This is a genomic window from Caldanaerobius fijiensis DSM 17918 (genome assembly GCF_900129075.1).
GTDB classification, from domain to species: Bacteria; Bacillota; Thermoanaerobacteria; order Thermoanaerobacterales; family Caldanaerobiaceae; genus Caldanaerobius; species Caldanaerobius fijiensis.
The window spans coordinates 1-17690 of sequence record NZ_FQVH01000042.1; the positions used below are offsets into that span (position 1 = coordinate 1).

21 protein-coding genes and 1 pseudogene are annotated in these 17690 nt (G+C 39.2%); 21 read left to right on the plus strand and 1 reads right to left on the minus strand.

Going from position 1 to position 17690, the window contains the following annotated elements; translation table 11 throughout:
• The 21 genes from plsX to BUB87_RS12370 form a co-directional block, all read left to right on the plus strand.
• A partial coding sequence (gene plsX / locus BUB87_RS12270; protein WP_073345915.1) for a phosphate acyltransferase PlsX occupies positions 1-713 on the plus strand: 713 nt, incomplete at its 5' end.
• Complete coding sequence (locus tag BUB87_RS12275) at positions 706-1701, plus strand: beta-ketoacyl-ACP synthase III (protein WP_073345919.1); 996 nt, start codon at positions 706-708, stop codon at positions 1699-1701. The genes plsX and BUB87_RS12275, both read left to right, overlap by 8 nt.
• Positions 1702-1711: 10 nt before the next feature.
• Positions 1712-2653, plus strand: coding sequence for an enoyl-[acyl-carrier-protein] reductase FabK (fabK, locus tag BUB87_RS12280; protein ID WP_073345921.1), 942 nt, complete (start codon positions 1712-1714; stop codon positions 2651-2653).
• Between the two features lies 1 nt (position 2654).
• Positions 2655-3596, plus strand: coding sequence for an ACP S-malonyltransferase (gene fabD, locus BUB87_RS12285; RefSeq protein WP_073345924.1), 942 nt, complete (start codon positions 2655-2657; stop codon positions 3594-3596).
• On the plus strand, positions 3593-4324 hold the full coding sequence (fabG, locus tag BUB87_RS12290; RefSeq protein ID WP_073345926.1) for a 3-oxoacyl-[acyl-carrier-protein] reductase: 732 nt from the start codon (positions 3593-3595) through the stop codon (positions 4322-4324). The genes fabD and fabG overlap by 4 nt, the downstream gene beginning before the upstream one ends.
• Before the next feature lie 30 nt (positions 4325-4354).
• Positions 4355-4591 (plus strand): acyl carrier protein, encoded by a 237-nt coding sequence (acpP, locus tag BUB87_RS12295; RefSeq protein WP_073345929.1) that lies wholly within the window; start codon positions 4355-4357, stop codon positions 4589-4591.
• An 85-nt stretch (positions 4592-4676) separates the two neighbouring features.
• Positions 4677-5918 carry a beta-ketoacyl-ACP synthase II gene (gene fabF, locus BUB87_RS12300; RefSeq protein WP_073345931.1) on the plus strand — a complete coding sequence of 414 codons (1242 nt, stop codon included), beginning with the start codon at positions 4677-4679 and terminating at the stop codon, positions 5916-5918.
• 159 nt (positions 5919-6077) lie between these two features.
• Positions 6078-6986 (plus strand): elongator complex protein 3, encoded by a 909-nt coding sequence (locus tag BUB87_RS12305; protein WP_200792836.1) that lies wholly within the window; start codon positions 6078-6080, stop codon positions 6984-6986.
• Between the two features lie 40 nt (positions 6987-7026).
• A complete protein-coding gene (locus tag BUB87_RS12310) occupies positions 7027-7287 on the plus strand; it encodes a stage V sporulation protein S (RefSeq protein ID WP_026487231.1) in 261 nt (86 codons plus the stop codon).
• 52 nt (positions 7288-7339) lie between these two features.
• A complete protein-coding gene (gene smc / locus BUB87_RS12315) occupies positions 7340-10807 on the plus strand; it encodes a chromosome segregation protein SMC (RefSeq protein ID WP_073345934.1) in 3468 nt (1155 codons plus the stop codon).
• Positions 10808-11725, plus strand: a complete 918-nt coding sequence (gene ftsY / locus BUB87_RS12320) for a signal recognition particle-docking protein FtsY (RefSeq protein ID WP_073345936.1) — start codon at positions 10808-10810, stop codon at positions 11723-11725.
• Between the two features lie 47 nt (positions 11726-11772).
• Entirely contained in the window at positions 11773-12147 is a 375-nt protein-coding gene (gene ylxM, locus BUB87_RS12325; RefSeq protein WP_073345939.1) for a YlxM family DNA-binding protein, read from the plus strand.
• 20 nt (positions 12148-12167) lie between these two features.
• The gene (gene ffh / locus BUB87_RS12330; RefSeq protein WP_073345941.1) at positions 12168-13514 is read left to right on the plus strand and encodes a signal recognition particle protein; all 1347 of its coding nucleotides are present in this window, start codon (positions 12168-12170) and stop codon (positions 13512-13514) included.
• 29 nt (positions 13515-13543) lie between these two features.
• Positions 13544-13786, plus strand: coding sequence for a 30S ribosomal protein S16 (rpsP, locus tag BUB87_RS12335; protein ID WP_073345944.1), 243 nt, complete (start codon positions 13544-13546; stop codon positions 13784-13786).
• A gap of 22 nt (positions 13787-13808) precedes the next feature.
• On the plus strand, positions 13809-14045 hold the full coding sequence (locus BUB87_RS12340; RefSeq protein WP_073345946.1) for a KH domain-containing protein: 237 nt from the start codon (positions 13809-13811) through the stop codon (positions 14043-14045).
• A 3-nt stretch (positions 14046-14048) separates the two neighbouring features.
• Positions 14049-14537, plus strand: coding sequence for a ribosome maturation factor RimM (gene rimM / locus BUB87_RS12345; protein WP_073345949.1), 489 nt, complete (start codon positions 14049-14051; stop codon positions 14535-14537).
• Between the two features lie 22 nt (positions 14538-14559).
• Positions 14560-15279, plus strand: coding sequence for a tRNA (guanosine(37)-N1)-methyltransferase TrmD (gene trmD / locus BUB87_RS12350; protein WP_407641846.1), 720 nt, complete (start codon positions 14560-14562; stop codon positions 15277-15279).
• The gene (gene rplS / locus BUB87_RS12355) at positions 15280-15621 is read left to right on the plus strand and encodes a 50S ribosomal protein L19 (RefSeq protein ID WP_073345954.1); all 342 of its coding nucleotides are present in this window, start codon (positions 15280-15282) and stop codon (positions 15619-15621) included.
• 57 nt (positions 15622-15678) lie between these two features.
• On the plus strand, positions 15679-16536 hold the full coding sequence (gene ylqF, locus BUB87_RS12360; protein ID WP_073345957.1) for a ribosome biogenesis GTPase YlqF: 858 nt from the start codon (positions 15679-15681) through the stop codon (positions 16534-16536).
• Positions 16529-16897: a YraN family protein gene (locus BUB87_RS12365; RefSeq protein WP_073345959.1), complete on the plus strand. Its 369-nt coding sequence runs from the start codon at positions 16529-16531 to the stop codon at positions 16895-16897. The genes ylqF and BUB87_RS12365 overlap by 8 nt, the downstream gene beginning before the upstream one ends.
• Positions 16898-16980: 83 nt before the next feature.
• Positions 16981-17391 carry a magnesium chelatase domain-containing protein gene (locus BUB87_RS12370; protein ID WP_073345962.1) on the plus strand — a complete coding sequence of 137 codons (411 nt, stop codon included), beginning with the start codon at positions 16981-16983 and terminating at the stop codon, positions 17389-17391.
• A 130-nt stretch (positions 17392-17521) separates the two neighbouring features.
• On the opposite strand, the pseudogene BUB87_RS14220 reads toward BUB87_RS12370, so the two are convergent.
• A pseudogene (locus BUB87_RS14220) lies at positions 17522-17690 on the minus strand (IS110 family transposase); the annotation flags it as partial.

The following is a 17690-nucleotide window of genomic DNA, read 5'->3' on the forward strand; positions in this document are numbered from 1 at the left end:
TCTCTGCGGGTAATACAGGTGCACTTATGGCCGGCGCCCTTATGGTCGTTGGCAGGATAAAGGGCATAAAAAGACCTGCTTTGGCCCCTATTATACCTACCAGAACGGGTAATATGCTGATAATAGATGCCGGTTCAAATACCGATTGCGATGAAGAAAACCTCATGCAATTTGCGAGAATGGGGTCCATATACTGTAGCTATGTTCTGGACATAGAAAATCCACGGGTAGGAATATTTAATATAGGCTCAGAGCCAGGTAAAGGCAATGAAGTGACTAAAAAGGTGTATAAGCTATTAGAGCTATCTGATCTCAACTTTGTCGGAAACATAGAGGGGCGGGATATACCCTTTGGGAAAGCAGATGTATTGGTTTGTGATGGATTTGTAGGCAATGCTATTTTGAAATCAATGGAAGGCATAGCGTTGTTTCTTTTAGATATGATGAAAGAAGAACTTATGAGAAACTGGGTGACCAGGATGTGTGCACTCGTCCTGAAAGATGGTTTCAAAAGGATTGCTAAGAAGATGGACTATAGTGAATACGGAGGAGCACCTCTTTTGGGGATTAACGGTGCATGCATTAAGGCCCACGGCACGTCAAACGCCAAAACGATAAAAAATGCTATATTTCAAGCCAGAAAATATGTGAGTGGAGGAGTAATCGATTATATTCACAAAGAGATCTTGTCGGGAGTTGATATAAGTGGCTGAATTGAGAAATGTGGGGATAATTGGCACAGGACATTTTGTGCCAGATAAGGTGCTGACGAACTTCGACTTGATGAAGATGGTGGATACCAGTGATGAATGGATCAGGACGAGGACGGGCATAAAGGAAAGGCGCATAGCCGATGAAAATACCGCCACTTCAGATTTGGCAGTGGAGGCTGCATGGCGCGCATTAGAGGATGCAAAAATCGAACCTGAAGAAATTGATATGATTATTGTATCGACTGTTACACCTGATATGAATTTCCCATCAACTGCTTGTATTGTTCAAGATAAACTGGGCGCTCAAAATGCTTTTGCATTTGATATTGAAGCAGCCTGTTCAGGATTCATATACGGCTTAGCTATTGCACAGCAATTTATTGCAACCGGGAGTTGCAATAAAGTATTGTTAATTTGTGCAGATACTCTTTCAAAGATTACTAACTGGGAAGATAGAAATACATGTGTTTTGTTTGGCGATGGTGCTGGGGCTGTGGTTCTTGGGGCTGTGGATGAAGGTTATGGCATACTTTCCACGGTTTTAGGTTCAGATGGGAAGGGCGGAGAATATCTTTATTTGCCTGGTGGCGGTTCGCGTATGCCATTATCGGAAGAAGTCCTTGAAAAAAAGCTCAATACCATACAGATGAATGGGCAGGAGGTATTTAAGTTTGCAGTAAAGGTGATGGCGAGTGCATCGGTAGAGGTTTTAGAAAAGTGTGGATTAACACCTGATGATGTAGATTTTCTTATCCCGCATCAAGCCAATATAAGGATTATAGATTCAGCGGTTAAAAGATTATCTCTATCATATGATAAAGTGTATGTAAATCTTGATAAATATGGGAACATGTCATCTGCTTCCATCCCTGTAGCTTTAGACGAGGCGTTAAAGGAAGATAAAATTCATAAAGGCGATGTGGTATTGTTTGTAGGATTTGGAGCGGGTTTGACATGGGGATCTGCCGTAATCAAATGGGCTAAATAGGAGGTTTTTTATGTTTTATACTCAAATATGTGATATACTTGGTATAAAGTATCCGATTATTCAAGGAGGGATGGCATGGGTTGCTACCGCAGAATTGGCTGCAGCAGTGTCTAATGCTGGAGGGCTTGGAATTATAGGTGCTGGGAATGCTCCTGGGTCCTTTGTAAGGGAGCAGATAAGAAAGGCTAAAAAGCTTACAGACAAACCTTTCGGAGTTAATGTAATGTTAATGTCGCCATTTGTGGATGAGGTCATTGACGTCATATGTGAAGAAGGGGTGGATGTCATAACTACGGGTGCTGGCAACCCTGGTAAGTACATAGAAAGGCTTAAAAACCTGGGAATTAAAGTGGTGCCTGTTGTTTCGTCGGTAGCGCTGGCAAAACGCATGGAGAAAGAGGGCGTTGACGCTATTGTCGCCGAAGGGACAGAATCGGGAGGTCATATAGGTGAGTTAACAACAATGGCGCTGGTTCCACAGGTTGTTGACGCCGTGAGTATCCCTGTAATAGCAGCAGGGGGCATTGCTGACGGCAGGGGATTTATTGCTGCTCTGGCTCTAGGAGCTTGTGGCGTACAGATTGGTACGAGATTTATATGTGCTAGCGAGTGTACAGCTCATGAAAATTATAAAAAAGCGATTTTGCAAGCAGGAGATAGAGATGCAGTAGTAACGGGTAGGCCTACAGGCCATCCTGTAAGGGTATTGAAAAACAAATTGACAAGACAATTTGAATTGCTGGAAAAAAATCATGCACCTGTAGAAGAATTAGAGAGGTTAGGGACAGGAAAATTGAAGGCAGCAGTGGTAGATGGTGACGTAGAATATGGGTCAGTGATGGCAGGCCAGATTGCTGGTTTAGTCAATGAAATAAAGCCTGCTGCAAAGATAATAGAAGATATATTGGAGCAGGCTAAAGAGGTATTGGAAAAAGTCAGGGGGAAGATGTAATATGGCAAAGGTGGCATTTATCTATGCTGGGCAGGGAGCTCAGTATACCGGTATGGGAAAAGACTTGGCTGAGAATTATAAAGAAGCGGCAGAGGTTTTCGAGGCGGCCAATGAGAGTATAGGATTTGACATAGCTAAGCTGTGCTTTGAAGGGCCTGATGAAGAGCTTATGAAGACTGAAAACACACAGCCTGCGGTACTCACCATGAGTATAGCATGCCTTAGAGTGCTGGAGAGCAGAGGTTTTAATCCGGATGTAGCAGCAGGTTTAAGTCTAGGTGAGTATTCTGCTCTTGTAAATGCTGGAGCTCTAAAGTTTGAGGATGCTGTACCATTAGTAAGACTCAGGGGAAGATTAATGCAGGAGACTGTACCCTTAGGGAAAGGCGGCATGGCTGCAATCATAGGCCTTACCAATGAAGAGGTATTGGATGTCTGTAAAGAGGCTTCGCAGTATGGCATTGTTGAGCCGGCTAATTTTAATTGTCCTGGACAGATATCCATTGCTGGTGAAATACAGGCTCTTGAGAAGGCTATTGAGATCGCAAAGAGCAAAGGAGCGAAAAGAGCTATAATGCTTTCTGTAAGCGCGCCATTTCACTGCAGCATGCTACAGCCTGCGGGAGAAAAACTGGGCGAGGCATTGGATAAAATCCAGTTTGGCGATCTTAAGCTTCCGGTTATTTCTAATGTTAATGCTCAGTACATAAAAGATAAATCAGATATAAAAAATCTGCTGGTAAGGCAGGTATATTCATCGGTTCTCTGGGAAGCTACTATTGAGCGAATGATACAGGATGGTGTTGATGTATTTGTAGAGCTGGGTCCTGGTAAGGTTTTGTCCGGTTTTGTAAGAAAAATTGATAAGACCAGGGTTTCGTTGAACGTAGAGGATGTAAAAAGCCTTGAGGAGACGCTTCGCGCTTTGGAGGGGCTAAAATGAAATCAGCTATTGTAACAGGTGCTTCTAGGGGAATAGGACGCGCCGTCGCTCTAAAATTAGCAGAAAAAGGATATGCTGTCGCAGTGAATTATGCCAATAATAGTCAAAAGGCTCAGGAGGTCGTTGAAGAAATACGCAGCAAGGGAGGAACAGCCATAGCTGTAAAAGCCGATGTATCATGTCTTGATGAAGTTAAAGCAATGACAGATGAGGTGATAAGGCAGTACGGGAACATAAGTGTTCTTGTAAATAATGCCGGAATTACAAGGGATAATCTCATCTTGAAGATGACAGAAGAAGATTGGGATATGGTTATAGATACCAATTTAAAAGGCACGTTCAATTGTATAAAGTGTGTATCAAGGCAGATGATAAAACAGAGGTATGGGAAAATTGTGAATATTTCATCAGTAATAGCATTGATGGGAAATGCAGGTCAGGCAAATTATGCCGCATCAAAAGCCGGTATAATAGGTCTTACCAAAAGCATCGCAAAAGAACTGGCGTCAAGAGGTATAAATGTAAATGCTGTGGCACCGGGATATATTGAAACGGACATGACCGCTGTGCTATCAGAAGACATAAAAAACAAAATGCTTGAGGTTATACCACTGCAGAAGTTTGGTAAGCCTGAAGATGTGGCTAATTTGGTTGCATTTCTTGTCTCGGATGAGGCTAGCTATATAACAGGGCAGATAATTAGTATTGACGGAGGTATGGCGATATAATATTATTATGGGAAGGAGGTGAAATTTTATATGGTATTTGACAGAGTAAAAGAAATCGTTGCAGAACAGTTAGGTGTAGAAGAAGATGAGATAACCATGGAATCGTCATTTATTGATGATTTAGGAGCTGATTCACTGGATGTGGTGGAGTTGATTATGGCACTGGAAGAGGAATTTGATATAGAGATTCCAGATGAAGAAGCTGAGAAACTTTCTACTGTAGGTGATGCGGTGGAATACATTAAACAACATACTGGCGAAGAGTGATTATAGGTCCCGCAATTTGCGGGCCTTGAACTATAATGGCTTTTGCCTTTGATATAGATATGCTGAGATTATTGAGGTGAATAACATGAACAACAGAGTTGTAGTTACGGGTATAGGCTGTGTTACACCGATAGGCATAGGTAAAGATGCTTATTGGGAAGCACTAAGGTCAGGAAAATCCGGTATTGGCCCAATAACTAAATTTGATACATCTGAATATCCTACAAAAATAGCAGCAGAGGTAAAGGACTTTAATCCTACAGATTTCATTGACAAAAAAGAAGCTAAGAGAATGGATAGATATACCCATTTTGCCATTGCATCAGCTAAAATGGCTATTGAGGATGCTAATCTGGACTTAAATGCTGTGGACAAAAATCGATTTGGCGTTATTATGGGTTCTGGTATTGGAGGTATAGAAACCTTTGAAGAGCAGTTTAGGATTATGATAGAAAAAGGCCCTGGCAGGGTTAGTCCTTTTTTTATTCCTATGATGATATCCAATATGGCTGCGGGACAAATCGCCATAATGTTTGGAGCTAAAGGGCCTAATGAAACTACAGTCAGTGCTTGTGCATCCAGTACCAATGCTATAGGCGATGCCTTTAAGCTTATACAGAGTGGGAGAGCCGATGTAGTGTTAGCAGGAGGCTCTGAAGCATCTATTACCCCTATGGCACTGGCAGGTTTTTCAGCGCTTAAAGCGCTATCAACAAATAATGACAATTATCATGAAGCCAGCAGGCCGTTTGATAAAAACCGCGATGGTTTTGTCATGGGAGAGGGCGCAGGGGTGCTGGTGTTAGAAAGGCTGGATATGGCACTTGCCAGAGGTGCTAAAATTTATGCGGAGATAGTAGGCTATGGTGTGACATGTGATGCATACCATATAACGGCGCCGGCGCCAGAAGGTGAAGGAGCAGCTAGGGCGATGGAGGTTGCTCTTGCCGATGCGGGAATTAAGCCGGAGGATATCGATTATATAAATGCTCATGGGACTTCGACAGAGTACAACGACAAGTACGAAACCATGGCTATAAAAACAGTGTTTAAAGAGCACGCCTATAAACTGGCTGTAAGTTCCACTAAGTCGATGACAGGGCACCTGTTAGGCGCTGCTGGTGCTATTGAAGCTATTGCTTGTTTGTTAGCTATAGATCAGGGGTTTATACATCCAACAATCAACTTAAAGACACCTGATCCTGATTGTGACCTCAACTATGTTCCTAATACAGGGATAGAGAGAGATGTGAAATACGCACTATCCAATTCTTTTGGATTTGGCGGACAGAATGCGTGCATTATATTTAAAAAGTACAGCGAGTGATTGTATGATAATACCTATATTTGTTCCACATAGGGGTTGTCCTCATAATTGCGTCTTTTGCGATCAAAAAAAGATATCAGGTCAAAGAGAAGCTGTAGACCCTGAATATGTTAAAAAAAAATTGATGAATACTTAAAAACGGCGTCTGATAGAGATATCATGGTTGCATTTTACGGAGGCAGTTTCACAGCAATCCCTGTAGCAGTACAAAATAGCCTTATGGACGCAGTACGGCCCTATTTAGAGGATGGCAGTATAAGTGGATTAAAACTTTCTACAAGACCTGATTATATCGACGAATCAATACTTGATAACCTTTTATCCCACGGCGTGAAAGAGATAGAGCTTGGAGTACAGTCGATGGACGATTATGTATTATCACTGGCAGAAAGAGGACATACAGCTAGTGATGTACATAAGGCGGTGAATTTGATAAGGCGGTATAATTTTAGGCTCGGCCTTCAGATGATGATAGGTTTACCAGGTGATACTATCGAGAAAGATATATATACGGCGGCAGAGCTTATAAAGCTTCGACCTGATTTTGTAAGGATATATCCTACCCTTGTCATAAGAGGTACTCGGTTGGAGGAATTGTATAAAAATGGGTGTTATGTCCCATTAAAACTTGATGAAGCCGTGGATATTTGCAGTATTCTTATGTTAATGTTTTCACTTTACGATATCGATGTTATAAGGGTGGGATTACAGCCTACAGAAGATATAAATGAAAACGGAGATGTGATAGCAGGGCCATTTCACCCAGCATTCAGACAATTGGTAGAATCCAAAATAATGTACAATATGATGGTATATGCGTATAAGCAGCTGGGTGGGAGTAATTTGCATTTAATCGTAAACCCTAAGGATTTTTCCAACGCTATAGGGATGAAGAAAACGAATAAAGTGAGATTTTATAACGATTATGGATTGATAATAGATATTAAATGCCATGAGTCTATAAGAAAGGATGAAATGATCCTGCTATCAGAAAAAGGTCGATTTAAATTAACTAAAAAAGAATATGCAAAAAGCAGGAATTTACAAGTGTATGTAGAATATAAATAATATCGCAATAACACAATAAAATAAAATAGGAGGATTATATATGGAAATACTCAAAGTATCGGCTAAGTCACAACCGAAGGCTGTTGCAGGTGCTATAGCAGCAGTGCTGAGGGAAAATTCTACTGCTGAGATACAGGCAGTAGGTGCAGGAGCTATAAATCAAGCGGTAAAGGCAATAGCTATAGCCAGAGGTTATGTAGCCCCCAACGGAATAGACCTTGTAGCTATACCAGCCTTTTCTGAAATCGAGATCGATGGCGAAACGCGAACGGCAATTAAGTTTATAGTGGAGCCAAGGTAAGATGAAGACCTGCTAGAGATAGCAGGTCTTGCCATGTTCGGAGGTTAAGTAGATGTACCTGAAAAAACTAGAGATATACGGTTTTAAATCATTTGCAGATAAAGTAGAACTGGAGTTTAATGGAGGTATTGCAGCAGTTGTAGGACCAAACGGCTGTGGGAAAAGTAATATAGCTGATGCTATAAGATGGGTATTAGGAGAACAGAGCATAAAGAACCTTAGAGGGAATAAAATGGAGGATGTTATATTTGCAGGGACTTCCACCCGGAAGGCGTTGGGGGTTGCTTCTGTTATTATAACCTTTGATAACAGTGATGGCACATTGCCTATAGATTATGAAGAAGTAGCTATAGGTAGAAAATTATATCGATCAGGTGAAAGCGAATACACTATAAACGGGACACCCTGCCGGTTAAAGGATATAAATGACCTTTTGTACGATACGGGAATAGGTAAGGACGGGTATTCCATCATAGGGCAAGGTCAGGTAGAAAAGCTCATAAACTCCAGACCGGAAGACCGCAGGGAAATTTTTGATGAAGCAACAGGTATATCAAAATACAAGTATAAAAAGATGGAAACACTGAAGAGACTGGAAGAGACAGCTGATAACCTTCAAAGAATAAAGGATATCATACGCGAGGTAGAAGCGCAGCGTTCTGTGTTGAGAGAACAGGCAGATAAAGCTTACAAATACATAGAGCTAAGTGAAAAGCTGAAAATTCTTGAGATAAATGGGATTTTAAATCAGCTGGATGAGATAGATGAAGATATAAAATCATATATAGAAAAAGAAGCTATACTGCAGAGAAAAATAGAAGACATCGAAAATCAAAAGAACCGTTACAAATTAGAAAATGAAGAAAAACAGGAAAAATATAGGTTTTTCAAAGAAAATGCAGAAGAATTGCGGCAGAAGTTGGTAGCTATTGAGAAAAACATAGAAAAAATAGAGGGCCAATATAACGTTATTATTGAACGCCTTGTCAATAGAAAAAAGGACATGGATAGCTATACAAAAGAAATTGAAAAAACTGAAAAAAATATAGCCAATTTGAAGTTTCGATTGAATGAGTGCTTGCTAAGAATAAAACAAAAAGAGCTTTTTTTAAAAAAAATAGATAAGTATCAACAGGATCTGGAATTAAAAATTGCAAACCTGAAAAATGTTTTGGAAGAAGAAAATATTGCGAATAATTCCCAAAATGTTTATGTGAGAGTAGGTTATTTAAACGAATTATTGAAAAAAGATAGAGAACAACTGGATAACATTAATAAAGATATGAGGGATATCGCCAGTTCATTAGATAAAAAAAGAAATGCATATGATGCGGAAAAAAATCGGGGCGATAGTATTTTATCCGAGCTAAATAAAATAGACGAAAAATTAAAACAAAATTTACTTAAGTTAGATGAGTTAAAAGCATCTCTAGAAAGCTATAGGAGCGATTATCAAAAGATAAATGCGGAGATTGACAGGTTAACGATAAGGCTTTCGTCGATGAAGGATATAGGAGCAGAAAATGGAATAACTCGAAGCGTTAAAGCTTTAATTGATGCAAAAAACAAGAACACTGATTTGCCGGATTTCTGGCCTGTAATAAACTTAATCGATGTACCTGAAGCTTATCAGGTAGCTATTGAGGTTGCTCTGGGATCAGCTTTACAAAATGTAGTCGTAAAGACTGATGACGAGGCAAGGATTTTGATAGAATATTTAAAGGAAAACAACTTTGGCAGGGTTACATTTATTCCACTTAATACCATTAAAGATGTCAAATTTGTTTATGAGACATTTCTTTACGGCGAAAAAGGCTTTATTGATTATGCTATAAAGCTTATAAAGTATGACATAAAATTTGACAAAGCGATTAGGTATCTTTTTGATAGGATCATCGTCTGCGATAGTATAGATAATGCTCTTAAGGTATCCAGAAAGTATCCTCATAGATATAGGATTGTCACGCTAGATGGAGAAATAATTTATCCCGCTGGCTTGATTACGGGTGGTAGTTTAAATAAAAACAAGATGTTTTACGGGAATTATGAAGAACAGCGCTTATTAAAGGAAAAACTCATAAGCTATCAGAAGAGGTGTGAAGAGCTTAAAAATCAGATAAATTTAAATGAATGCGAGATCGAAAATATGCGCCGAGAAATAGGAATGCTCAAAGGGCAAAAAGACGAACACGAGAAAGCCTTACAGGAAATTGACATAAATTGCAAGAAACTATGGCTGGATATTGAGTTTTTAGAAGGGAAATTAAGAGAAGCTCAGAGAGAAAAAAATACGATAATGGATGAAATTGAAAGGCTCACTGCCCAGATACAGGCATATACCCAGGAAAGCGAAAAAAGTACTAAAGAATGGGAAGAATATAAGGAGACATTTGAAGAACTGCGAAAAAAACTCTTTAAAATAGAGGTTATAAAAGCTAAATATCAAGAGCAGTTGTCGTCATTTAGGCGCCAAAAGGAAGAATACTATAGTGCATTAAATCAGAGGGATGATGAATTAAGCAAATTTAAATCTGCTTATAGGACTATTTTGAGTGAAATTGCAGATTTAGAAGAGGAGAGAAAACAGCTTTTGCAGAAAAAGCATGAGTGGTTTGAGGAAAAAGAACGCATAGTTTCTTCAATGGGCGATGTAGAGGCTAGATTAGGTGTTTTTGAAAAAGAAATGGAAAATATAGCTGACAATTTAAAAGCATTAGAAGCTCAATTAAAGGAAGTATTGGACCAGAAGATGCAGTGTGAACTAAATAGGACAAAAAGGGAGTTAAGAAAAAGCGATCTTATTAAGGGGTTGGATGACTATTATAACATTTCACGGGAAGAAGCCGAGCAATTTCGAAGAAATATAAATGTTAATGCCGACGAGATTCGAAATTTAAAAAAAGAAATAGAGCTATTGGGAGATGTTAATAAAGGTGCCATAGAGGAATACAAAAAAGTCGATGAAAGATATGCATTTCTTGATACCCAAAGAAAAGACTTAGAAGAATCGCTTCTTAAAGTCCAGAAAGTGATCGATGAACTGGATGAAGCCATGAAAGAGCAGTTTATTAAGCAATTTGGGCAGATAGGCAAAAATTTCGACATGATTTTAAAAGAATTGTTCGGTGGAGGCAAGGGAAAGCTTGCTTTAGTGGATCCTTCTGATGTTCTGCACTCAGGTATAAACATAGAAGTACAATTGCCGGGCAAGAGGATTCAGAATATGCAGCTTCTTTCCGGAGGAGAAAAAGCCCTCTGTGCAATTTCACTTTTATTTGCTTTTTTGTATGCAAATCCATCACCGTTTTGTGTCCTGGATGAAATAGATGCGGCCTTAGATGAGGCTAACGTGGAGAGGTTTGCAGTGTTCTTACAGAGATTATCTAAGAAGATACAATTTATCGTCATAACCCATAGACGGGGTACCATGATGGTGGCAGATTATGTATACGGCGTGTCCATGCCTGAGCAAGGAGTGTCACGGCTTATATCTGTTAAAATAGACGAGGAGGCAAGTTGAATGGCGTTTGGATTTTTTGATAAACTAAGGGAAGGTCTTAAAAAGACGCGTACGGGCATAACAGAGCGGGTAGAGAAGATCATAAAACTCCATCAAAAATTAACCGATGAATTTTATGACGAGCTGGAGGAAATCTTGATAACATCAGATATGGGAATAGATACTACACTGAAGATAATAGATCAGATTAAAACAGAAGCCCGGGCAAAGAAATTAGCCGATGCGGAGGCAGTGAGAGACTTGTTAAAGCAGAAATTATACGATATTTTAAACAACAATGAAAAATATGCTGAAACAAAAGCAGGACCCTCCGTGATACTGGTTATAGGCGTAAATGGCGTTGGCAAGACTACATCTATAGGTAAACTGGCCCATATGTATAAAAAAGATGGCAAAAAGGTACTTCTGGCGGCTGCAGATACCTTCAGGGCTGCGGCTATAGAACAGATAGAAGAGTGGGGCAATAGGGTTGGAGTAGAAGTTATAAAACATCAGGAGGGGTCCGATCCCTCGGCGGTTGTGTTTGATGCAATACAGGCTGCTAAATCAAGGAATGCTGACATATTGATATGTGATACAGCTGGACGCCTTCACAATAAGAAAAATCTTATGAATGAATTGTCTAAGATTGAAAGGGTTATTACAAGAGAGTATCCAGAAGCCAATAAAGAGGTTTTTTTAGTACTCGATGCAACAACAGGTCAAAATGCGTTACAACAGGCATTGATGTTTAAGGAAACGGTAGATATTACGGGTATTATCTTAACGAAATTAGATGGAACCGCTAAAGGCGGTATTGTCGTGGCTATTTGTTCTGAAATGAATATTCCGGTAAAATATATTGGCGTGGGAGAAGGAATTGATGATCTTCAGCCCTTTTCAGCAGAAGAATTTGTAGATGCTCTTTTTTCAGCTTGACAAATGATAAATTTAGTGATACCCTATGTAAAGGTGATGTACTTGACATGGTGAATGAAGATGCTTTTGAAAAGCGAACAAGGCTTAACACGTATTTTGATTTTTATGGACAGCTACTGACACAAAAGCAAAGAGATGTGTTTAGAATGTATTATTTGAATGATTATTCTTTGGGGGAGATCTCGCAAGAACTTCATATATCAAGACAAGGGGTTTTTGATGTCCTTAAGAGGTCTGAAAAGGTCTTGGAGGGATATGAAAAGAAATTAGGCCTTGTAAAGAGATTTGAAGAAAAGCAGGGTGAATTAAAAGATGCTTTCAAACGATTAAAAGAGATTGGGGAAGTGATGCCAGCGGATAAAAAAGCAGAGCTCCTTGACATAATAAAGGAATTAAATGAGGTCATAGAGGAATTGGTATGAAAATCAGGAGGTTTTGTTAAATGGCTTTTGAAAATTTAGCCAATAAGCTTCAAAATGTGTTTAAAAAATTAAGAGGTAAGGGGAAACTCACTGAGAAAGACATCAAAGATGCTATGAGAGAAGTGAGGCTGGCATTACTGGAAGCTGATGTCAACTTTAAAGTAGTAAAGGATTTTATAGACAGGGTTTCAGAAAAATGTATAGGAGCAGAGGTTTTAGAGAGCCTGACACCTGCTCAGCACGTTATAAAGATAGTAAGGGATGAGCTTACGGAATTGATGGGCTCTACTCAGAGCAAACTGAATCTTTCTGCAGGTTCTCCGTTTATTTTGATGATGGTTGGCCTTCAGGGCTCAGGTAAAACGACTACTGCGGCAAAAATTGGCGGTTATTTGAAAAAACAAGGTAAGCACCCTTTGCTGGTAGCTTGTGATATCTACAGACCCGCTGCTATAAAGCAGTTGCAGGTAGTGGGAGATAAATTAGGTATTCCGGTATTTTCAATGGGACAAAATATAAGTCCCGTGGATATTGCTAAAGCATCAATTGGTGCGGCCAAAAAGGGCGGCAATGATGTAATAATAATAGATACGGCTGGCAGATTGCATATAGATGAAGAAATGATGCAGGAGTTAAAGGATATCAAATCAGAGGTACGACCTCACGAAATACTGCTGGTAGTTGATGCTATGACAGGTCAGGATGCCGTCAATATTGCTAAGAATTTTAATGAGCAATTAGGGATAGATGGTATAGTGATGACCAAATTAGACGGTGACACCAGAGGCGGTGCAGCTCTTTCAGTAAAGGCTGTTACAGGTAAACCTATCAAGTTTGCAGGTATAGGCGAAAAGCTGGAGGACATAGAGCCTTTTTATCCGGATAGGATGGCATCGCGTATCCTCGGCATGGGCGATGTACTTACCCTTATCGAAAAAGCTGAGCAGGCGTTTGATGAAAAAAAAGCAATGGAGCTGCAAGAGAAAATAAGTAAGCATCAATTTACACTGCAGGATTTTTTGGACCAGATGCAGGAAGTTAAGAAAATGGGTCCTTTAAACCAGTTATTAGAGATGATACCGGGTTTAAATCAGAAACAATTGAAAGGTTTTAATGTAGACGAAAAAGAGATAACTAAAATAGAGGCAATTATAAAATCCATGACCCCAGAAGAGCGCGCTAATCCCTCTATAATCAATTCCAGCAGGAAAAAAAGAATTGCCATGGGCAGTGGTACCAGTATACAGGATGTGAATAAGCTTCTCAGAGAGTTTGAACAAACCAGGAAGATGATGAAACAATTTCAAGATATAGATAAGGATTTGAAAAAAGGAAAGAAGAAGTTTCCGCTGTTTGGGAGATTTTAGTGTAATAAATTTTAGAAGGAGGTGAAAAAATGGCAGTAAAGATAAGACTTATGAGGATGGGAGCAAAAAATAACCCTTTTTACAGGGTTGTGGTGACAGACTCCAGATCTCCTCGCGATGGCAAGTTTATTGAGTCAATAGGATATTATAATCCTATATCACAGCCGCGAGAGATCAAGATTGACGCGGAAAAAGCCTTGATGTGGTTAAAAAGAGGCGCACAGCCATCAGATACTGTGAAACTTATTTTAAAGTCACAGGGTATTATATAGTGCGTGAAATGGAGGTGTTATCTTGGCATCTTTAGGAGAATTAGTTAAAGTTATTGCACAGGCTCTTGTCAATGATCCGGATTCTGTAGAGGTCAAAGAGGTTCAAGGAGAGCACTCGATTATCATAGAACTCAAAGTAGCGCCAGATGATACGGGTAAAGTAATAGGAAAGCAAGGTAGAACCGCGAAAGCTATAAGGACTATTGTGAGGACTGCAGCTATCAAGCAGAATAAGAAAGTTATGGTGGAAATTTTATAACATATGCTGGAGTATTTGATTATCGGGAAAATCGTCAAGACTCACGGCATAAGGGGTGAAGTAAAGGTATACCCCACTACAAAGGATATCAATAGATATGATCATTTGAAGTGGCTATATTTAGAAAAAACAGAGCAATTTACTCGATACGACGTAGAAAACGTCAGATATCATAAAAATATGGTTATCCTCAAGCTAAAAGGAGTAGACACTCGCGAAGAGGCAGAGAAACTTGTTGGAGGTTTGTTAAAGGTAGATAGGGATCATGCTATAGACCTTGAAGAAGATGAATACTTTATAGGTGACATTATAGATCTTGAAGTGTACAATGTGAATGGGGTATGTATGGGAAAGGTTACAGATGTCATATCAACGGGAAGCAATGATGTATATGTTGTCAATGGTCCCGATGGAGAAGTGTTGATTCCTGCGATAAAGCAATATGTTAAGCAAATAGATATTAAAAAGGGTATGATGGTAGTTGAAATTTGATATATTGACATTATTTCCCGAGATGTTTTACGGAATGCTCAATACGAGCATTATATCGCGGGCAATAAATAACGGCATTATCCAGGTGAATCTTGTAAACATAAGGGATTTTTCTCTGGATAAGCATAAGAAAGTAGATGATTATCCCTTTGGTGGCGGAACGGGCATGGTGATGGCTTGTGAACCGATAGCCAGGGCTATCAATAGTGTGAGAAAAGATGAATCAAGGGTTGTGTATATGTCACCAAGGGGACGGGTTTATAATCAGCGCATTGCTAAAGAATATTCTAAATTGGAACATGTAATTATCCTTTGCGGCCATTACGAGGGTGTCGACCAGAGGGTTATAGATCTAGAAGTGGATGATGAGATTTCACTGGGCGATTTTGTGTTGACAGGTGGAGAAATTGCTGCAATGGCCTTTGTAGACAGCGTGAGTCGATTGATCCCGGGTGTTTTACCTGAGGGTGCTGTTGATGAGGAGTCTTTCAATGATGGGCTGCTGGAATATCCTCAGTATACCAGGCCTGCGGTATATAAGGGAATAGAAGTGCCTTCAGTGCTTTTGTCGGGAAATCACAAGTTAATAAAGCGGTGGAGGCGTAAAAAGGCTTTTGAGATAACAATGCTCAGAAGGCCTGATTTACTAGCAGACGCGAAGCTATCGCAGGAAGACCTGCAGATAATTTTCGAGCTAGAATGTGAAAATATTAAATGCAACAATCGAAAGGAGGTAAAATAGATGGATTACATTAAATATGTAGAAGAGCAGCAGTACAGACAGGACATACCTGACTTTAATGTAGGCGATACGGTTAGAGTGAATGTTAAAGTTATTGAAGGAAATAGAGAAAGAGTTCAGGCTTATGAAGGTATTGTCATAAGCAAAAAAGGCGAAGGGCTGAGGACTACATTTACCGTAAGAAGGATATCTTACGGTGTGGGAGTAGAAAGGACATTTTTGCTGCATTCTCCAAGAATAGATAGCATAGAAGTTATAAAACGCGGTAAAGTAAGGCGTGCCAAGTTATTCTACCTGAGAAATAAAAAAGGAAAAGCAGCAAGAATAAAAGAACTATTATAATATTATAAAATATTATAAAAGGGACGTAAGTCCCTTTTATATTTAAAAGGTGAGATTATGATTCAATGGTATCCTGGCCATATGGCCAAGACAAAAAAGATAATAGCTGAAAATCTAAAACATATCGATATAGCACTGCATATAATCGATGCAAGAATTCCCAAAAGCAGTTACAATCCGCTTTTAGAAAGAATACTGGGCAGCAAGCCACAGATTATTGTTTTTAACAAAGCAGATCTGGCGGATAGTAGTGCTAATAAAAAATGGATAATGTATTACAATGATAAAGGTATAAATATAGTTGAAACCAATGCTAAGAATCGCCAAGGGATCGATGACATATTTAAAACTGCCAGAGATTTGATGAGAAATAGGAGAGAAAAATTAATGAGGGTGGGATATGTTAATGTCCCTATAAGGCTTATGATTCTGGGCATACCTAATGTGGGCAAGTCTACATTAATAAATGCCATGGTAGGCTCTACAAAAGCCAAAGTGGGAAATAAGCCAGGAATTACAAAGGGGAAACAATGGATAAGGATTGGCGATGAATTTGAATATATGGATACGCCAGGTATTTTATGGCCTAAATTTGAGGATGAGATGACAGGTTATATGCTGGCATTGGTGGGTTCTATAAATGATGATTTATTGGATTTTGAAGAGCTTTCGCTTAAATTTATCGAGAGAATAGTTCAGCGGTATCCCGAAGTACTATTGGAGAAATATAAGTTAGATAGGTTATCCGATGATAATTATACAAATTTAGTAAATATCGGCAAAAAAAGAGGCTGTTTAATAAAAGGTGGAGAGGTTGACACGCTTAAAGCAGCAAAGATAGTAATTGACGATTTCAGGTCCGGCAGATTAGGTAATATTACGTTGGAATTACCGGAGGATATAGGTCATGAATAATAAAGATTTGGGAGTTCTTGGAGAAAGGATAGCAGAAAGCTACTTGACGCAGATGGGATATAAGATATTGGAGAGAAATTTTCGAGGCAGTCGGGGAGAAATAGATATTATAGCACAGGATGATGATGTAATTTGCTTTATAGAAGTCAAGACCCGCACAGGTGAAGTTTATGGTACACCATCAGAGTCAATAGATATAAGAAAGATGGCCAAGATCAGTCATATGGCCATGATGTATTTGTACAAAAAGAAATTGCGCAATAAACCATGCAGATTTGATGTTGTAGAGATATGGATAGATAGAGATACCGAGGAGGTAAAGAGGATAAATCTGATCAAAGACGCTTTTGATTTTGTTTAGATCAGATTTATCCTCTTAATTTTGTATTTAAATAAAGGAATTACCATTATTATGTCGAATTATAATTTGAGGAGTGGTCGCTGGTGTTGACGAAGGTGTTAAGTGCTGCCCTATACGGCGTTGATGCATATGCCGTAGAAGTGGAAACGTACATATCTAATGGCTTGCCATTATTTGAAATAGTTGGTTTGCCTGATGCGTCGGTGAGAGAATCTCGAGAGAGGGTAAAAGCGGCTATCAAAAATATAGGTTTAGAATTTCCTGTAAAAAAGATAACCGTTAACATGGCACCTGCTGATAGAAAAAAAGAAGGGCCTTCTTTCGATTTGCCTGTAGCTATAAGTATATTGTCTGCTTGTGGCTATGTGCCGCAGGATTTAAACCAATTTATGTTTTTGGGAGAATTGTCTTTAAGCGGTGAAATTAAATCTGTATCGGGGGTATTACCCGTAGCAATGCTGGCAGCTAAAGACAAGCGGTGTAATGTCAAGTAGTATTTTTTGGAACCTTGAAAAATAAAGGCCTCAAAAACTCTAAAAAAGGCAACACTTAATAAACCCACCATATATTGGATAATAATGGAAGGAAACTTAGCTGATATTCAGTTAAATGTATTTACTAAATCTATCCATTACCTCCCGGTTGGTAGATTTGGCCTTTGCTCAGCAAGGCAAAGACCAGTCTTACAAGCTTACGTGCCGTTAAGACGAGGGCTCTCTTATGCTGGTGTTTGGTAACCTCATTGTACTTCTTGCAGTAAAAATCAGCATACTCTTTTGCGTGTATCCTTACG

Coding starts and splice junctions, on each gene's coding strand:
- fabF (WP_073345931.1), top strand. CDS start 4,677: ATGAACAACAGAGTTGTAGTTACGGGTATAGGCTGTGTTACACCGATA.
- ylqF (WP_073345957.1), top strand. CDS start 15,679: ATGATTCAATGGTATCCTGGCCATATGGCCAAGACAAAAAAGATAATA.
- fabG (WP_073345926.1), top strand. CDS start 3,593: ATGAAATCAGCTATTGTAACAGGTGCTTCTAGGGGAATAGGACGCGCC.
- BUB87_RS12310 (WP_026487231.1), top strand. CDS start 7,027: ATGGAAATACTCAAAGTATCGGCTAAGTCACAACCGAAGGCTGTTGCA.
- BUB87_RS12365 (WP_073345959.1), top strand. CDS start 16,529: ATGAATAATAAAGATTTGGGAGTTCTTGGAGAAAGGATAGCAGAAAGC.
- rimM (WP_073345949.1), top strand. CDS start 14,049: ATGCTGGAGTATTTGATTATCGGGAAAATCGTCAAGACTCACGGCATA.
- rpsP (WP_073345944.1), top strand. CDS start 13,544: ATGGCAGTAAAGATAAGACTTATGAGGATGGGAGCAAAAAATAACCCT.
- ffh (WP_073345941.1), top strand. CDS start 12,168: ATGGCTTTTGAAAATTTAGCCAATAAGCTTCAAAATGTGTTTAAAAAA.
- smc (WP_073345934.1), top strand. CDS start 7,340: ATGTACCTGAAAAAACTAGAGATATACGGTTTTAAATCATTTGCAGAT.
- ylxM (WP_073345939.1), top strand. CDS start 11,773: ATGGTGAATGAAGATGCTTTTGAAAAGCGAACAAGGCTTAACACGTAT.
- fabK (WP_073345921.1), top strand. CDS start 1,712: ATGTTTTATACTCAAATATGTGATATACTTGGTATAAAGTATCCGATT.
- acpP (WP_073345929.1), top strand. CDS start 4,355: ATGGTATTTGACAGAGTAAAAGAAATCGTTGCAGAACAGTTAGGTGTA.
- ftsY (WP_073345936.1), top strand. CDS start 10,808: ATGGCGTTTGGATTTTTTGATAAACTAAGGGAAGGTCTTAAAAAGACG.
- rplS (WP_073345954.1), top strand. CDS start 15,280: ATGGATTACATTAAATATGTAGAAGAGCAGCAGTACAGACAGGACATA.
- trmD (WP_407641846.1), top strand. CDS start 14,560: ATGTTTTACGGAATGCTCAATACGAGCATTATATCGCGGGCAATAAAT.
- BUB87_RS12305 (WP_200792836.1), top strand. CDS start 6,078: ATGGTTGCATTTTACGGAGGCAGTTTCACAGCAATCCCTGTAGCAGTA.
- fabD (WP_073345924.1), top strand. CDS start 2,655: ATGGCAAAGGTGGCATTTATCTATGCTGGGCAGGGAGCTCAGTATACC.